This window comes from Ramlibacter paludis (assembly GCF_022012305.1).
Classification (GTDB): domain Bacteria; phylum Pseudomonadota; class Gammaproteobacteria; order Burkholderiales; family Burkholderiaceae_C; genus Ramlibacter; species Ramlibacter paludis.
Genome location: NZ_JAKLTM010000007.1, coordinates 40,451 through 56,195, shown reverse-complemented (window position 1 = coordinate 56,195; position 15,745 = coordinate 40,451). Strand labels below are relative to the sequence as shown.

Genomic DNA, 15,745 nt, shown 5'->3' with positions numbered 1-15,745 from the left:
AGAGCAATGCATGCGGCCCCATCGGTGACCTATCCGGTGGGGCGCAGCCGCTTTGCCGGCGCCTTGCTGGGGACGGTGTGGCTGCTGGGCGCTGCCGCCCTCCTGGCCTGGACCCTCACGACGCCCATCCCGGGCTGGCGCCACTTGCTGGCCGCCGGCGTGCTGGCCGCCGCCGGCTTCGCCGCGCTGGCCGGCTGGCTGCGTTCCCCCGCCGGAAACCTCGCCTGGGACGGCGGCGCCTGGCGCTGGCAACAAGGCGATGACAGCGTGGCCGGGCAACCGCACCTGGCCCTCGACCTGCAGGCCCGCATGCTGCTGCGATGGACGCCTGAACAGGGCCGCCCGCTTTGGCTATGGGCCGAGCGGGACGCGGCCGTGTCCCACTGGGATGCGCTGCGCCGTGCGCTATATTCGCGCACCACCACCGCAGCGTCCCACGGCGGGCCGCCGGTGGCATAACGATGACCAAGACTCCCGCCGCTCCCGCACCTTCGCCTTCCGACACCGACCTGGTGCTGGTGGAACGCACGGTGGCCGGCGACCAGAAGGCCTACGAACTGCTGGTCATCAAGTACCAGCGCCGCATCGAACGCCTCATAGGCCGGATGGTCCGCGACACCGACCTGGTCCAGGACATCGCGCAGGAAACCTTCATCCGGGCCTACCGGGCCCTCGCCCAGTTCCGCGGCGAGGCCCAGTTCTACACCTGGCTGTACCGGATCGCCGTCAATACCGCGAAAAAAGCTTTGGTCGACCTCAAGCGAGATCCGGTGGTGTCCGAGAGTTCCCTGCGCGGCGGCGATGATGATGAAGAAACTTCCGGCGTGGAGAACGAACTAACCTCCGCGGAAACGCCCGAAACGGTGTTGGCCGCGAAGGAAATTGCTGCCACGGTGAACTCTGCCATGGAGGCCTTGCCCGAGGAACTGCGCCAGGCGGTGACGCTGCGCGAGATCGAGGGTTTGAGCTATGAAGAGATCGCGGAAGTGATGAATTGCCCGATAGGCACCGTCCGGTCCCGGATCTTCCGGGCGCGCGAGGCGATTTCGGCCAAGGTGAAACCCATGCTCGAAAACCAGTCGGGCAAGCGGTGGTAAGGCGGCATATGGATACATTGCAAAAGATGGACAAGCGGGAATTGATTTCGGCCCTGGCCGACGGACAGCTGCGCGGCGACGGACTCGCGCGTGGCGTGGATGCGGCCGCCAGCGAGGACGGACGCGCCACCTGGCAGGCCTACTGCGTGATCGGCGAGGTGCTGCGCTCCGGCCAGGCCTGCGGCGGCAGCGCGCAGGGTGAATTCCTGGCCAAGCTGCAGGCGCGCCTGCAGCAGGAGCCCGCCCACGTGGCTGCTCCTGTGATGGCCGTGGCCGCCGTGCGGCCCTCCGGCCACGCGGCCGCCAACGACTGGCGCTGGAAGCTGGTGGCCGGCGTGGCCTCGGTGGCGGCGGTTGCCGCCGTCGGCTGGAACGTCTGGGGCACCGCGGGCGTCGGCCCGGCCGCCGGCCCGCAGCTGGCCGCCGCGCCGGCCGGCGTGCTGCCGGTGGCTGCCGCCTCCGATCCGCGCGCCGCGGCCATGATCCGCGACCCGCGCCTCGACCAGCTGCTGCAGGCGCACCGCCAGTTCGGCGGCGCCACCGCGCTGCAGGCCCCTTCGGGCTTCCTGCGCAATGCCACCTTCGAGGGACCGGCCCGCTGAGGGCCCGAGGATGAAGCCCGTCCCCTTCCGCATCGCACGCCAGCGCCTGGCCCACGGCCTGCTGGTCCTGTGGGCCGCCGGCACGCTGGGCCTGGGCGCGGCCCAGGCCGGCCCGGCGGGCCGCGGCGACGAGAAGGGCGAGCGCACCATCAGCGAATGGCTCTCGCGCATGCACGAGGCCTCGCGCCAGCGCAGCTACATCGGCACCTTCGTGGTCTCCTCCAGCAACGGCGGGATGTCCAGCGCGCGCATCTGGCACGCCTGTGACGGCCAGCGCCAGGTGGACCGGGTCGAGACGCTGACCGGCCCGGCGCGCCAGACCTTCCGCCGCGACGACGAGGTGCTGACTTTCGTGCCCGAGTCGCGCACGGTCAAGAGCGAACGGCGCGAGTCCTTCGGCATCTTCCCCGAGCCGCTGAACCCGGGCGAGACCGCCATTCCCGAGTTCTACGCCGCCCGCCGCCTGGGCAGCGACCGCGTGGCCGGCTACGACGCCGACGTCATCTCCGTCGCCCCCAAGGACCCGATGCGCTTCGGCTACCGGATCTGGAGCGAGAAGAAGAGCGGGCTGGTCGTGAAGCTGCAGACGCTGGACGACCAGGGCAACGTGCTGGAACAGGCCGCCTTCTCCGAGCTCCAGCTCGACGCGCCCGTGCGCATCGCCAAGCTGTCGCAGATGATGGCCGTGCCCGAGGGCTGGCGGGTCGAGAAGCCCGATGCCCTGAAGACCACCGCCGCCGCCGAAGGCTGGTCGCTGAAGGCCCAGGTTCCCGGCTTCCGGCCGATGAGCTGCTACAAGCGCCCCGCGGAAGGCGTGCTCCAGTGGATCTTCTCGGACGGCCTTGCCTCCGTGTCGCTGTTCGTCGAGAGCTACGACGGCCGCCGCCACCAGCAGGAAGGCGTGTTCACCAGCGGCGCCACCAACACGCTCACCCGGCGGATGCAGGACTGGTGGATCACCGCCGTGGGCGAAGTCCCCGCGCAGACGCTGAAGGCTTTCGCGCTCAGCCTTGAGCGCCGCCGGTAAAGCCCCCACCTGGGGCGGGATTCGCGTGTAGCGTCTTTGGCTGACGCTGAACCAGGGCGCTGCGCTTTAATCTCTGCTATTGGTGATTCGAAACCTGCCTGGAGAGCCTCGTATGTTCCGCATGGACTGGAAGAAGTACGCCTTTGCCGCGTCGCTGGCGCTGAGCGGCGCCGCGGCGTTCGCGCAATCGGCGCCGCAGCCGCGCTCGCTGCCTGATTTCACCGAGCTGGTGGAGCAGGTGAGCCCCGCGGTGGTCAACATCCGAACGATGGAGAAGGTCCGTGCCAGTGCCGGCGGCGCGCAGGGCCAGATGGACGAGGAGATGCAGGAGTTCTTCCGGCGCTTCTTCGGCGTGCCCATGCCCAGCCCCAACCAGCCGAACCAGCCGCGCCGGCCCGCTCCGAACCCGCGCGGCGGCGGCGGCGGCGCCGATCCCGACGAGGAACAGCCGCGCGGCGTGGGCTCCGGCTTCATCCTGACGCCCGACGGCTACGTGATGACCAATGCGCACGTGGTCGAAGGCGCCGACGAAGTGCTGGTGACGCTGACCGACAAGCGCGAGTTCAAGGCGAAGATCATCGGCGCCGACAAGCGCACCGACGTCGCCGTGGTGAAGATCGAAGCCACCGGCCTGCCCGCCGTGCGCGTGGGCGACGTCACCAAGCTGAAGGTGGGCGAGTGGGTGATGGCCATCGGCTCGCCCTTCGGGCTGGAGAACACCGTCACCGCCGGCATCGTCAGCGCCAAGGGCCGCGACACCGGCGACTACCTGCCCTTCATCCAGACCGACGTCGCGATCAACCCCGGCAACTCGGGCGGCCCGCTGATCAACCTGCGCGGCGAGGTGGTGGGCATCAACAGCCAGATCTACTCGCGCTCCGGCGGCTTCATGGGCATCTCCTTCGCGATCCCGATGGACGAGGCGATCCGCGTCTCCGAAGCGTTGCGCACCAGCGGGCGCGTCACGCGCGGCCGCATCGGCGTGCAGATCGACCAGGTCACCAAGGACGTGGCCGAGTCGATCGGGCTGGGCCGCCCGCAAGGCGCGATGGTGCGCAGCGTGGAAGCCGGCTCGCCGGCCGACAAGGCGGGCGTGGAAGCGGGCGACATCATCACCAAGTTCAACGGCACCACGATCGAGCGCGCCACGGACCTGCAGCGTTTCGTCGGCAACACCAAGCCCGGCTCCAAGGCGACCGTCACGGTGTTCCGCCGCGGCGCGTCCCGGGAGCTGCCGGTGACCATCGCCGAACTCGAGCCGGAAAAGGTGGCGACGCGGGCCACGCGCCCGAGCTCCGCGCCGGAAGACCGGCCCAAGGCTTCGCCCGCCGCGGCCTCGCTGGGCCTGCAGGTGGGCGAGCTCACCGAAGCGCAGAAGCGCGAAGCCAAGGTGAAGGGCGGCGTGCGCGTCGACGCCGTGACGGAGGCCGCGCAGCGCGCCGGCATCCGCGAGGGCGACATCATCGTGGCGATCGGCAACACCGAGATCGCCAACGTGAAGGAATTCGACGCGGTGGTGGCGCGGGTCGACAAGAGCAAGGCGATCCCGGTGCTGCTGCGCCGCGGCGAACTGGCCACCTACCTGCTGATCCGCCCGGCCCGCGGCTAGCCGGGTCCTGTGAGGAAAAGCCCCAAGCCCCCATGGGGGACTGGGGCTTTGAACCGACCGCTGGTCAAAAAAAGACAGGGCCGGAAAAAAAATTGTCAGGGCATTGTTCCGGTTTGAAGTTGGCCCACGCTAACTTGAGACCGGTCTTAACGACGTTTTTCGATAGAATCCACGGTCGAGACGCAAGCATTGCGGCATATCGGCAGCCCGTCCCACCACGATGCGGGATGGTTCCGGGGTCTTCCCGGCGCATCCACAGGCGGCCCACAACTTGTCCCCCCGACCCTCCACCGAAATTGTTGAAAAGTTGTGAATAACCTGCGCGTGGCCCGCCCGCAACGGCCCAGTTGGAGTGCCCTTCCGGCTGTACGCCCGGCCCGTTTTGCCTACAATGAAGTTCCAACTATCGCAGTTGCCATAGATTGTTGGTTTAGGGCGCGTCACCTTCAGGGCGCGCCCTTTTTTCTTTGTGCGCGCCTTTTGAATCAATCACTTGAACGTTCCCGTTGATGAATCACATCAGAAACTTTTCGATCATCGCGCACATCGACCACGGCAAATCGACGCTCGCCGACCGCCTCATTCAGCGTTGCGGCGGACTCTCCGATCGAGAGATGGAAGAGCAGGTCCTCGACTCGATGGATCTCGAAAAGGAGCGTGGGATAACCATCAAGGCGCAGACCGCATCGCTGTCCTATAAGGCACGCGACGGACAGGTCTACAACCTGAATCTGATCGACACGCCGGGCCACGTCGACTTCTCGTACGAAGTTTCGCGCTCGCTGTCCGCTTGCGAAGGCGCGCTGCTCGTCGTCGATGCGAGCCAGGGCGTCGAAGCGCAGACGGTCGCGAATTGCTACACCGCGCTCGACCTCGGCGTGGAAGTCGTGCCGGTCCTGAACAAGATGGACCTGCCGCAGGCCGACCCCGACAACGCGAAGGCGGAGATCGAGGACGTCATCGGCATCGATGCCACCAACGCGATCCCGTGCTCCGCGAAAACCGGCATGGGCATCGACGAGATCCTGGAAGCAATCGTCGCGCGCATCCCCGCGCCCAAGGGCAACCCGGAAGGCGCGCTGCGCGCCATGATCATCGACAGCTGGTTCGACAGCTACGTCGGCGTCGTGATGCTCGTGCGCGTCGTCGACGGCCGGCTGGCCAAGGGCGACCGCATCAAGCTGATGGCGACCGAGGCCACCTACGAAGCCAACCAGCTCGGCGTGTTCACGCCGCACAACGTCCAGCGCGAGTCGCTGGAGGCGGGCGAGGTTGGCTACATCATCGCCGGCATCAAGGAACTGCAGGCCGCCAAGGTCGGCGACACGGTCACGCTGATCAAGGCCGGCACCGGCGGCGCCGCCTTCACCGCCACCGAGCCGCTGCCCGGCTTCAAGGAAATCCAGCCGCAGGTGTTTGCCGGCCTCTACCCGGTCGAGTCCAACCAGTACGACTCGCTGCGCGACAGCCTGGAGAAGTTGAAGCTCAACGACGCCTCGCTGCACTACGAGCCGGAAGTGAGCCAGGCGCTCGGCTTCGGTTTCCGCTGCGGCTTCCTTGGCCTGCTGCACATGGAGATCGTGCAGGAGCGCCTGGAGCGCGAGTTCGACCAGGACCTGATCACGACCGCGCCCAGCGTGGTCTACCAGGTGCTGCGCGGCGACGGCGAGCTGCTGATGGTGGAGAACCCGGCGAAGATGCCGGACGCGGCCCAGATCCAGGAGATCCGCGAGCCGATCGTGACCGTGCACCTCTACATGCCGCAGGAATACGTGGGCGCGGTGATGACGCTGGCCAACCAGAAGCGCGGCGTGCAGATCAACATGGCCTACCACGGCCGCCAGGTGATGCTCACGTACGAGCTGCCCCTGGGCGAGATCGTGCTGGACTTCTTCGACAAGCTGAAGTCGGTGAGCCGCGGCTACGCGTCCATGGACTACGAGTTCAAGGAGTACCGCGCCTCCGACGTGGTGAAGGTCGACATCCTGCTCAACGGCGAGAAGGTCGACGCGCTGTCCATCATCGTGCACCGCAGCCAGTCGCAGTACCGCGGCCGCGCGGTGGCCGCCAAGATGCGCGAGATCATCAGCCGCCAGATGTTCGACGTGGCGATCCAGGCCGCCATCGGCGCCAACATCATCGCCCGGGAGAACATCAAGGCGCTGCGCAAGAACGTGCTGGCAAAATGCTACGGCGGAGACATCACCCGCAAGCGCAAGCTGCTCGAAAAACAGAAGGCCGGCAAGAAACGCATGAAGCAGATCGGGTCGGTCGAGGTCCCCCAGGAAGCCTTCCTGGCCATCCTTCAAGTCGAAGAATAAAAATGCCTTTTCTCACCGCCGCGATCCTCGCGGCCTTCGTCGGTTATGCCGGCGCGTGGTACTTCGAGCTGGTCGAAGGCAATTTCGCGCTGCTCCTGTTCCTGGCTACCGTGGTCACCGGCCTGTACTGGCTGGCCGAGCTGTTCTGGTACCTGCCCCGGCGCCGCGCCGCGGCCGCGGAGCTCGAGGCGAACGCCAGCGCGCGCCAGGCCCGGCTGGCCTCGCAGGGCATCGCGCCGGTGGACGCCAACCTGGAAGAGTCGAAGCAGAAGATCCTGGCGCAGCCCTGGTGGCTGGATTGGACGGCGGGCCTGTTCCCCGTGATCATCGCCGTGTTCGTGCTGCGCTCCTTCCTGTTCGAGCCATTCAAGATCCCGTCCGGCTCGATGATCCCGACGCTGCTGGTGGGCGACCTGATCCTCGTGAACAAGTTCACCTACGGCCTGCGGCTGCCGGTGATCAACACCAAGCTCACCTCGGGCACGCCGCCCAAGCGCGGCGACGTCATGGTGTTCCGCTACCCGCCCAAGCCGAGCCTCGACTACATCAAGCGCGTGGTCGGCGTGCCGGGCGACGAGGTGGCCTACCTGAACAAGCGGCTGACCATCAACGGCCAGCCGGTGAGCGAGAACAAGCTGGGCGACTACTTCGACCAGGACGCGATGCGCTACTTCAAGCAGTTCGAGGAACAGCTTGGCGACAAGAAGCACAACATCCTGAACGACGACGAGCGTCCCGCCTTCGTGCCCGGGGCGGAGGACTTTCCCTTCCGGCAGAATTGCCGCTACAGTGTCGAGGGCGTCGTCTGCAAGGTGCCGGAGGGGCACTACTTCATGATGGGCGACAACCGCGATAATTCGCTCGATTCGCGCTACTGGGGCTTCGTGCCGGACAAGAACATCGTCGGCAAGGCCTTCCTGATCTGGATGAATTTCGGCAGCCTGAAGCGCATCGGCACGTTCGAATAAGACAACTAGTTGGAGAGGGCGCAATGGCAGGAAGAAGAAGGCAGAGGGGCATTTCGTTCATCACGATCCTGTTCATCGTCGGCGTGCTCGCCGCGGTGGGCCTGATGGGCGCGCAGGCCTTCCCGTCGGTCATCGAATACCAGGCGGCGCTGAAGGCGATCAACAAGGCGCAGCAGGGCGCCACGGTGGCCGAGGTGCGCGCCATCTTCGACAAGGCGGCCGACATCGACGGCATCACCTCCATCAAGGGCCGGGACCTCGAGGTCGCCAAGGAAGGCGACGCGGTCGTGATCTCCTTCGCCTACGACAAGGAGTACCACATGTTCGGGCCGGCCTACCTGCTGCTCAAGTACCGGGGCACTTCGCGCCCCAGCCGGTAGTCCAGACCTTGCCACCTGACGCGCTTGCCGCGCTGCAAGCCCGCCTGCAGCACCAGTTCGCCGAGCCGAAGCTGCTCTCCCGCGCCCTCACGCACCGCAGCTTCTCGGCCGAGCACAACGAACGCCTCGAATTCCTCGGCGACTCGGTCCTCAACCTGGCCGTTTCGGCGCTGCTCTACGAGCGCCTGCAATCCCTGCCCGAAGGCGACCTGACCAAGGTGCGCGCCTCGCTGGTTCGGCAGGAGCCCTTGCACCAGCTCGCGCTGCGCCTGGGCCTGCCCGACCTGCTGAAGCTGGGCGAGGGCGAGGTCCGCACCAACGGCCGCCAGCGGCCCTCCATCCTGGCCGATGCGGTCGAGGCGCTGATCGGCGCCGTCTACCTCGACGCCGGCTTCGGCGCCGCGGAAGCGCTGGTGCGGCGCCTGTTCCAGGATGTCGAGCTCAATCCCGCCCTGGCCGTCGCGGCCAAGGACGCCAAGACGGAACTGCAGGAGATGCTGCAGGGCCGCAAGATGGGCCTGCCCGTCTATCGCGTGGTCGGCACCCTCGGGGCCGCCCACAAACAGACTTTCGACGTAGAGTGCGAAGTGAGCGAGCTCGGTCTGGTGGAGCGCGGCATAGGCGCCTCGCGCCGGGCCGGCGAACAGGCCGCCGCCGCGGCGATGTTGTTGGTGTTGAAAGCCAGGTTCAAATGACGGATGAAGCGCAGCGCTGTGGCCTCGTGGCCATCGTCGGCCGCCCCAACGTGGGCAAGTCGACGCTGCTCAACGCCCTGGTGGGGCAGAAGATCAGCATCACCTCGGCCAAGGCGCAGACCACGCGCCACCGCATCACGGGCGTGCGCACCGAAGGCAACGCGCAGGTCGTGTTCGTCGACACGCCCGGCTTCCAGACCCGCCACAGCTCCGCGCTCAACCGCTCGCTGAACAAGGCCGTCACCGGCGTCATCAACGACGTCGACCTGGTGCTGTTCGTGGTGGAGGCGGGCAACTTCACGCTGGGCGACGCCAAGGTGCTGGCGCTGCTGCGGCCGGAGATCCCGGCGATCCTGGTCGCCAACAAGCTGGACCAGGTGCACCGGCGCGCCGAGATCGCGCCCTGGCTGCGCGACATGCAGGAGCGGCATCCGTTCAAGGAATTCATGCCGATCTCGGCCAAGGCGCCCAAGGACATCGAGCGGCTGCTCGAGGTCTGCACGCGCTACCTGCCCGAGCAGCCCTGGTTCTATGGCGCCGACGAACTCACCGACCGCAGCGAGACGTTCCTGGCCGGCGAGATGATCCGCGAGAAGCTGTTCCGCCTGACCGGCGACGAACTGCCTTACACCTCCACCGTCGTCATCGACGAGTTCAAGGAAGAGCCCAGCCCCAAGTTCGGCCGCATGGTGCGCATCGCCGCCACCATCGTGGTGGAACGCGACAGCCACAAGGCGATGGTCATCGGCGACGGCGGCGAGAAACTCAAGCGCATAGGCACCGAGGCGCGCCAGGAGCTGGAGAAGTTGCTGGCGGCGAAGGTCTTCCTGCAGACCTTCGTGAAAGTGCGCTCCGGCTGGGCCGACGACGAATCGCGAGTCCGGTCCTTCGGCTACGAATGAAACGCGTCGCCGACGAACCGGCGTTCGTCCTGCACCGCTACGACTGGAGCGAATCCAGCCTGATCCTGGAACTGCTGACGCGCCACTTCGGCCGCATTGCCGTGGTCGCCAAGGGTGCGAAGAAGCCCAGCTCCAATTTCCGGCCCGTGCTGCTCCCCTTGCAGCCCTTGCACGTGGCGTTCGGCGGCGACGCCGAGATCCGCACGCTGAAGCAGGCAGAGTGGCTGGGCGGGCAGGTCATGCCCACCGGCGACAACCTGCTGTCCGGCTACTACCTCAACGAGCTGCTGCTGCGCCTGCTGGCGCGCGACGACCCGCACCCGGCGCTCTTCGACGCCTATGCCGCCACGGTGCGGGTGCTGGGCAGCGAGGACGTCGAGCACACGCTGCAGCCCGGCCTGCGCGCCTTCGAGCTGCTGCTGCTGCGCGAGATCGGCCTGCTGCCTTCGCTCGACCTGCAGACCGCCACGCTGGCGCCGCTGGATCCGCAGGAGCGCTACAGCCTGAAGGCCGAAGGCGGGCTGGGCGAAGCGCCGCCCGAAGACGCCCGCGTCAGCCTCAGCGGCGCGCAATGGCTGGCGCTGCAGGCCGCGTTGGACGATCCGGCGCCTTTCGCCGCGACGCTGCGCGAAGCCGCCGCCGCGCCCGAGCTCAAGCCGCAGCTGCGCGCCCTGCTGCACTACCATTGCGGCGTGCACACGCTGCGCACCCGGCAACTGATGATCGACCTGCAGGCCCTATGAGTTCCGCCACCGCGCTTTCCGTCAACGTGAACAAGGTCGCCCTGGTGCGCAACACGCGCCACCTCGGCATCCCCAGCGTCGCCCGCGCGGCGCAGCTTTGCCTGCAGGCCGGCGCGCACGGCATCACGGTGCACCCGCGGCCGGATGCGCGCCACATCCGGCCGGAAGACGTCCACGAGCTGCATGCGCTGCTGCGCCAGGAATGGCCGCGGGCCGAGTTCAACATCGAAGGCAATCCCTTCCACAACCTGATGGAGTTCGTGCGCGGGCTCAGGCCCCAGCAAGCCACCTTCGTGCCGGACAGCGAGGGCCAGTTCACCAGCGACCATGGCTGGGACCTGCGCAAGGATTCGGAACGCGTGCGGCCGCTGATCACTGAAGCGAAAGCCCTGGGCGTGCGCGTCAGCCTGTTCATGGATGCCGATCCCGAGCAGATGCCGCTTGCCAAGGCCGTGGGGGCCGATCGCGTGGAGCTCTACACCGAGCCCTACGCGGCGGCTTGGTCAACGCCGCAGCGCCAGCAGCAGCTGGACCGCTTCGCCGCGGCGGCGCGGGCAGCGCAGGCCGCGGGCCTGGGCGTCAACGCCGGCCACGACCTGAACCTGGACAACCTCGGCGCCTTCGCGCGCACGGTGCCCAACCTGCTCGAAGTTTCGATCGGCCACGCCTTCATCGCCGATGCGCTGGAGCTGGGCTACGCCGAAACGACGCGCCGCTACCTGGCCTGCCTGAAGTCGTGATCTACGGCATCGGCACCGACATCTGCGACATCCGTCGCATCGAGGCTTCGCTGGAGCGGCACGGCGAACGCTTCGCCGGCAAGATCCTGAGCGAGGCCGAGATGAAGACCTGGCGCGCCCGCAGCGCGCGCTGGCCGGCGCGCGGCGTGCGCTACCTCGCCACCCGCTTTTCCGCCAAGGAGGCCTTCAGCAAGGCCGTCGGCCTGGGCATGCGCATGCCCATGACCTGGAAGCTGTGCGAGGTGGGCAAGCTCTCCAGCGGAAAACCGGTGATCGTGCTGCATGGCGTGCTCAAGGAATGGTGCGAGGCCCGCGGCCTCACCGCCATGGTGAGCGTCACCGACGAAACCGACTACGCGGCCAGCTTCGTGGTCGTCGAACAGAAAGAGAAACCATGAGCGAACACGCACCCGTCATCCTCGACGTTGCCGGCCTGGCGCTGGACGACGCCGACCGCCGCCGCCTCGCGCACCCGCTGGTGGGCGGCATGATCCTCTTCGGCCGCAACTGGCAAAGCCGCGAGCAGTTGGCCTCACTGTGCGCGGAGATCAAGGCCGTGCGCGACGACCTGCTGATCTGCGTGGACCACGAGGGCGGGCGCGTGCAGCGCTTCCGCACCGACGGCTTCACCCACCTGCCGCCCATGCGCGCGTTCGGCGAACTGTGGATGAAGGATGCCTTGCAAGCCACGGATGCCGCCACCGCCGCGGGTTACGTGCTGGGCGCGGAGCTGCGCGCCTGCGGCGTCGATTTCAGTTTCACCCCGGTGCTGGACCTCGACTGGGGCGAGAGCGGCGTGATCGGCGACCGCTCATTCCACCGCGATGCGCGCGTCGCCACCATGCTGGCCAAGAGCCTCATGCACGGCTTGCTGCAGGCAGGCGTGGCCAACTGCGGCAAGCATTTCCCCGGGCATGGCTTCGTCAAGGCCGATTCGCATCTGGAGATCCCGGTCGACGACCGCAGCCTGAAGGCCATCCTCGCCGAGGACGCCGCGCCCTATGGCTGGCTGACGACGTCGCTCACCAGCGTGATGCCGGCGCACGTGATCTATCCCAAGGTGGACAAGCGCCCGGCGGGTTTTTCGCCGAAGTGGCTGAACGACATCCTGCGCGCGCAGCTGCACTTCCAGGGCGCGATCTTCAGCGACGACCTGAGCATGGCCGGGGCGCGCAAGATCGAAGGCCGGGAGGTGAGTTACACCGAAGCGGCCGTCGTGGCGCTGCAGGCAGGCTGCGACATGGTGCTGCTGTGCAACGAGTCCGTGAACAGCGAGGGTGGCACGGCGATCGACGAGATGCTCGATGGGCTCACGGAAGCGCAGGTCCGCGGGGAGTGGACGCCCAACGAGGTCAGCGAGCACCGGCGCCTGGCGCTGCTGCCGCTCACGCCGCCGGCGTCGTGGGATGCCCTGATGACGGAGCCGAAGTACATGCGGGCGCTGCAGCTGCTGCCGTAAGGGGAAAGCCGGGGTTGCCACCCCGGCCTACGGGAGGCCGCCGCGGTTCGTTCCTCACCACGGCCTACGGACTGACCGGGGTGGAAACCCCGGCTCCGTGCACGCTGTCGTAGGCCGTGGTGAGCGCGAAGCCGAACCGCGGCTCCCCGCGCGCGCTTATTCCCGCCGCAACGCCGGAAACAGGATCACGTCCCGGATGCTCGGGCTGTCCGTCAGCAGCATCATCAGCCGGTCGATGCCGATGCCGCAGCCGCCCGCGGGCGGCATGCCGTATTCCAGCGCGCGCACGAAGTCGTGGTCGAAGAACATCGCCTCGTCGTCGCCCGCATCCTTGGCATTCACTTGCGCGTGGAAGCGCGCGGCCTGGTCTTCGGCGTCGTTCAGCTCCGAGAAGCCATTGGCCATCTCGCGCCCGGTGATGTACAGCTCGAAGCGCTCGGTGACTTCCGGCCGGTCGTCGTTGGCGCGCGCCAGCGGCGAGATCTCGGTCGGGTGCTCCATGATGAAGGTCGGCTGCCAGAGCTTCTCCTCGACCTTCTCCTCGAAGTACAGCACCTGCAGCGAAGCGAGCGAACGGCCCGACAGGCGCTCCTTCTCCTCCGACATCCCCAGCTTCTTCAGCTGCGGGATCAGCCAGTCGCGGCTGTCCACGTTCTCGCCGGCGTCGGTGTGCAGCACGATCGCCTCGCGGATGGTGAGGCGCTCGAAGGGCTGGCTCAGGTCCACCGGCTTGCCGCCGTAAGTGAGCTGCAGCGTGCCGACGGCCTTCTGGGCGGCGTCGCGCAGCAGGGCCTCGGTGAAGTCCATCAGGTCGCGGTAGTTCCAGTAGGCCGCGTAGAACTCCATCATGGTGAACTCGGGGTTGTGGCGCACCGAGATGCCTTCGTTGCGGTAGCTGCGGTTGATCTCGAACACGCGTTCGAAGCCGCCCACCAGCAGGCGCTTGAGGTACAGCTCCGGCGCGATCCGCAGGTACATCGCCTGGTCCAGGGCGTTGTGGTGCGTCACGAAGGGCTTGGCATTGGCGCCGCCGGGGATCGGATGCAGCATGGGCGTCTCGACCTCCAGGAAGCCGGCCTGCACCATGTACTCGCGGATGCCCGACAGGGCCTTGCTGCGCGCGACGAAGCGCTTACGCGCCTCCTCGTCGGTCATCAGGTCGACGTAGCGCTGGCGGTACTTCACTTCCTGGTCGGCGACGCCGTGGAACTTGTCCGGCATGGGCCGCAGGCTCTTGGTCAGCAGGCGGATGGAGGTCGCGTGCAGCGACAGCTCGCCGGTGCGCGTCTTGAACAGCTTCCCCTCGGCGCCGACGATGTCGCCCAGGTCCCAGTGCTTGAAGGCGGCGTAGTCGTCCTCGCCCACGGCGTCACGCGTCACGTAGATCTGGATGCGGCCGCTCTGGTCCTGCAGTGTGGCGAAGCTGGCCTTGCCCATGACGCGCTTGAGCATCATGCGGCCGGCGACGCGGGTGGTGTGGCCTTCGGACTCCAACTGCTCGGCGGCCTTCTCGCCGTGGCTCGCATGCAGCGTGGCAGCATGGTGTTCCGGCTTGAAGTCGTTCGGAAACGCCGGGCCCTTTCCCTGCTTGTGCGCGTCGCGCAGGGCCTTCAGCTTCTCGCGCCGTTCGGCGATCAGCTGGTTTTCATCGGTGGGCGGAGTGGTGGGCGTATCGGACATCGGGGGCCGGGCGGGCAGCGCCGGTGAGGGGGCGAAACCCTCGATTGTAATAATGCCCTCCCATGTTTCTCCGGGCCGGCCTTCTTTCGCTCTCCCTCTTGCTGGCCAGCCGCTTGCTGGGACTGGCGCGGGAGTCCGTCCAGGCCGCGGCCTTCGGCGCCACCGGCCTGGGCGACGTGGCGGTGCTGATGCTGTCCCTGCCGGACTGGCTGGCCGGCGTGCTGGCCAGCGGCGGGCTCGCTTACGTGCTGTTGCCGGCCTGGTCCCGGCAGGGCGCCGGCCAGGTCGCGGCCAGCCAGCGCCGCGCGGCCCATGGGCTGCTGCTGGCAGGCTGCCTGGCGGCCGCGCTGTTGGGTGCGCTGAATGCCTGGGGGGTGCGGGCGCTGGCGGGCGGCTTGCCGAACGAGCTGATCCCGGCAGCGGAGATGGCCCTGCTGTGGAGCGCGGTGGCGCTGCCGCTGGCCCTGTTGGCGGCCTTGTGGGCGACGCGCCTGCAGTTCGAGCGCGATTTCGTCGGCCTCTATGGCGCCAACGTGGTCGTCAACGGCCTGGTGATTGCCTCGCTGGCCGCCGTTGCCTGGGTCACGGCCGCTCATGCCGGGGCAGCGGTCCACGTCCTGGGCGCCGGGCTGCTGGCCGCGATGGTCGCGCGGCTGCTGTGGTTGGCGCTGCGCCAGCGTCCCTTTGCCAGCGTGCCCTTGCAGCCCGAAGGTTCGGAGCTGCCGCGGGCTCCCGTCTGGTTCTGGGCGGTCGCCTCGGCGGGGCTGCCGCTGGCGCTGCCGTTCGCCGCGCGCTCGCTCGCTTCGCAGCAGGGGCCGGGCGCGCTCGCGACCTTCAACTACGGCTGGAAACTGGCGGAACTCCCGCTGCTGCTGGCCGTGCAACTGGTGGCCACGCTGGCGCTGGGACCGATCGCGCAGGCGCTGGGGCGCGCGGCGACGCGCGACGAGGCAGCCGGAACGATTCGCCGCGGCTTCGCCCTGGCCTGGGCGCTGGCCTGCGCGAGCGCCGCCGGACTCCTGGTGGCCGCTCCGGCGCTGGCGCAGCTTCTTTTCGGCTGGGGCCGCATGCAGGCGGGCGCCCTCGTGCAAGTCGCCGACTGGGGCCGGATCGCGGCCTGGGGGCTGCTGCCGCAGGCGCTGACCGCCATCGCCTTGGCGATTCTCGCCTCGCAGGCGCGCATGCGACCTGCGGTTGCTGCCTATGCCGTGGCCCTGGTGGCGCTGCTGGCCTATGGGCCCCACGACGGCGCCGGCCTCATGCTGTGGCTCAACCTGTGCTTTGCCGGCATCGCCCTGGTCACGCTGGCGGCCGTGGGCGAGGGTTTGCGGTCCTGGCTGCCCTGGCGCGCGCTCGGCGTGGCGCTGGCCATGCTGCTCGCGGTGCGCGCCTTGCTCGCCGTGGCGGGCGCACCCGCGCAGCTTGGTTTGCAACTGGTTGCAGGCGTTGCGGCCGGCGTGGCGGTGCTGGGCGCCACCTGGTGGGCCAGCGCGGACCTGCGTGCGGCCCTGCGGCGATAATT

Annotated in this window: 16 protein-coding genes; 15 read left to right on the top strand and 1 reads right to left on the bottom strand. The window is 68.1% G+C overall.

Features of this window, described 5'->3' with window-relative positions:
- Nucleotides 1-6: 6 nt before the first annotated feature.
- From LZ009_RS20875 to nagZ, 14 genes are all read left to right on the top strand, one after another.
- Nucleotides 7-459 (top strand): hypothetical protein, encoded by a 453-nt coding sequence (locus LZ009_RS20875; RefSeq protein WP_275699912.1) that lies wholly within the window; start codon nt 7-9, stop codon nt 457-459.
- A gap of 2 nt (nt 460-461) precedes the next feature.
- The gene (gene rpoE, locus LZ009_RS20870; RefSeq protein WP_275699911.1) at nt 462-1,097 is read left to right on the top strand and encodes an RNA polymerase sigma factor RpoE; all 636 of its coding nucleotides are present in this window, start codon (nt 462-464) and stop codon (nt 1,095-1,097) included.
- Between the two features lie 26 nt (nt 1,098-1,123).
- A complete protein-coding gene (locus LZ009_RS20865; protein ID WP_275699910.1) occupies nt 1,124-1,699 on the top strand; it encodes a sigma-E factor negative regulatory protein in 576 nt (191 codons plus the stop codon).
- A 10-nt stretch (nt 1,700-1,709) separates the two neighbouring features.
- A complete protein-coding gene (locus tag LZ009_RS20860; protein WP_275699909.1) occupies nt 1,710-2,726 on the top strand; it encodes a MucB/RseB C-terminal domain-containing protein in 1,017 nt (338 codons plus the stop codon).
- A gap of 112 nt (nt 2,727-2,838) precedes the next feature.
- A complete protein-coding gene (locus tag LZ009_RS20855) occupies nt 2,839-4,335 on the top strand; it encodes a DegQ family serine endoprotease (protein ID WP_275699908.1) in 1,497 nt (498 codons plus the stop codon).
- A 509-nt stretch (nt 4,336-4,844) separates the two neighbouring features.
- Complete coding sequence (gene lepA / locus LZ009_RS20850; RefSeq protein WP_275699907.1) at nt 4,845-6,656, top strand: translation elongation factor 4; 1,812 nt, start codon at nt 4,845-4,847, stop codon at nt 6,654-6,656.
- A gap of 2 nt (nt 6,657-6,658) precedes the next feature.
- A complete protein-coding gene (gene lepB / locus LZ009_RS20845; RefSeq protein WP_275699906.1) occupies nt 6,659-7,624 on the top strand; it encodes a signal peptidase I in 966 nt (321 codons plus the stop codon).
- A 23-nt stretch (nt 7,625-7,647) separates the two neighbouring features.
- Nucleotides 7,648-8,004, top strand: a complete 357-nt coding sequence (locus LZ009_RS20840; protein ID WP_275699905.1) for a DUF4845 domain-containing protein — start codon at nt 7,648-7,650, stop codon at nt 8,002-8,004.
- Between the two features lie 8 nt (nt 8,005-8,012).
- The gene (gene rnc, locus LZ009_RS20835; RefSeq protein WP_275699904.1) at nt 8,013-8,699 is read left to right on the top strand and encodes a ribonuclease III; all 687 of its coding nucleotides are present in this window, start codon (nt 8,013-8,015) and stop codon (nt 8,697-8,699) included.
- The gene (gene era, locus LZ009_RS20830) at nt 8,696-9,601 is read left to right on the top strand and encodes a GTPase Era (RefSeq protein ID WP_275699903.1); all 906 of its coding nucleotides are present in this window, start codon (nt 8,696-8,698) and stop codon (nt 9,599-9,601) included. Before rnc ends, era begins: the two co-directional genes overlap by 4 nt.
- The gene (gene recO, locus LZ009_RS20825) at nt 9,598-10,344 is read left to right on the top strand and encodes a DNA repair protein RecO (RefSeq protein WP_275699902.1); all 747 of its coding nucleotides are present in this window, start codon (nt 9,598-9,600) and stop codon (nt 10,342-10,344) included. Before era ends, recO begins: the two co-directional genes overlap by 4 nt.
- On the top strand, nt 10,341-11,084 hold the full coding sequence (locus LZ009_RS20820; RefSeq protein WP_275699901.1) for a pyridoxine 5'-phosphate synthase: 744 nt from the start codon (nt 10,341-10,343) through the stop codon (nt 11,082-11,084). Before recO ends, LZ009_RS20820 begins: the two co-directional genes overlap by 4 nt.
- On the top strand, nt 11,081-11,482 hold the full coding sequence (gene acpS / locus LZ009_RS20815) for a holo-ACP synthase (protein ID WP_275699900.1): 402 nt from the start codon (nt 11,081-11,083) through the stop codon (nt 11,480-11,482). The genes LZ009_RS20820 and acpS overlap by 4 nt, the downstream gene beginning before the upstream one ends.
- Nucleotides 11,479-12,543 carry a beta-N-acetylhexosaminidase gene (nagZ, locus tag LZ009_RS20810; RefSeq protein WP_275699899.1) on the top strand — a complete coding sequence of 355 codons (1,065 nt, stop codon included), beginning with the start codon at nt 11,479-11,481 and terminating at the stop codon, nt 12,541-12,543. The genes acpS and nagZ overlap by 4 nt, the downstream gene beginning before the upstream one ends.
- Before the next feature lie 156 nt (nt 12,544-12,699).
- Here the strand turns inward: nagZ and lysS are convergent, their stop codons facing one another.
- Nucleotides 12,700-14,223, bottom strand: coding sequence for a lysine--tRNA ligase (gene lysS, locus LZ009_RS20805; protein ID WP_275699898.1), 1,524 nt, complete (start codon nt 14,221-14,223; stop codon nt 12,700-12,702).
- A 62-nt stretch (nt 14,224-14,285) separates the two neighbouring features.
- On the opposite strand from lysS, the gene LZ009_RS20800 reads away from it, so the two are divergent.
- Entirely contained in the window at nt 14,286-15,743 is a 1,458-nt protein-coding gene (locus LZ009_RS20800; protein ID WP_275699897.1) for a lipid II flippase MurJ, read from the top strand.
- The last annotated feature ends 2 nt before the right edge of the window (nt 15,744-15,745 follow it).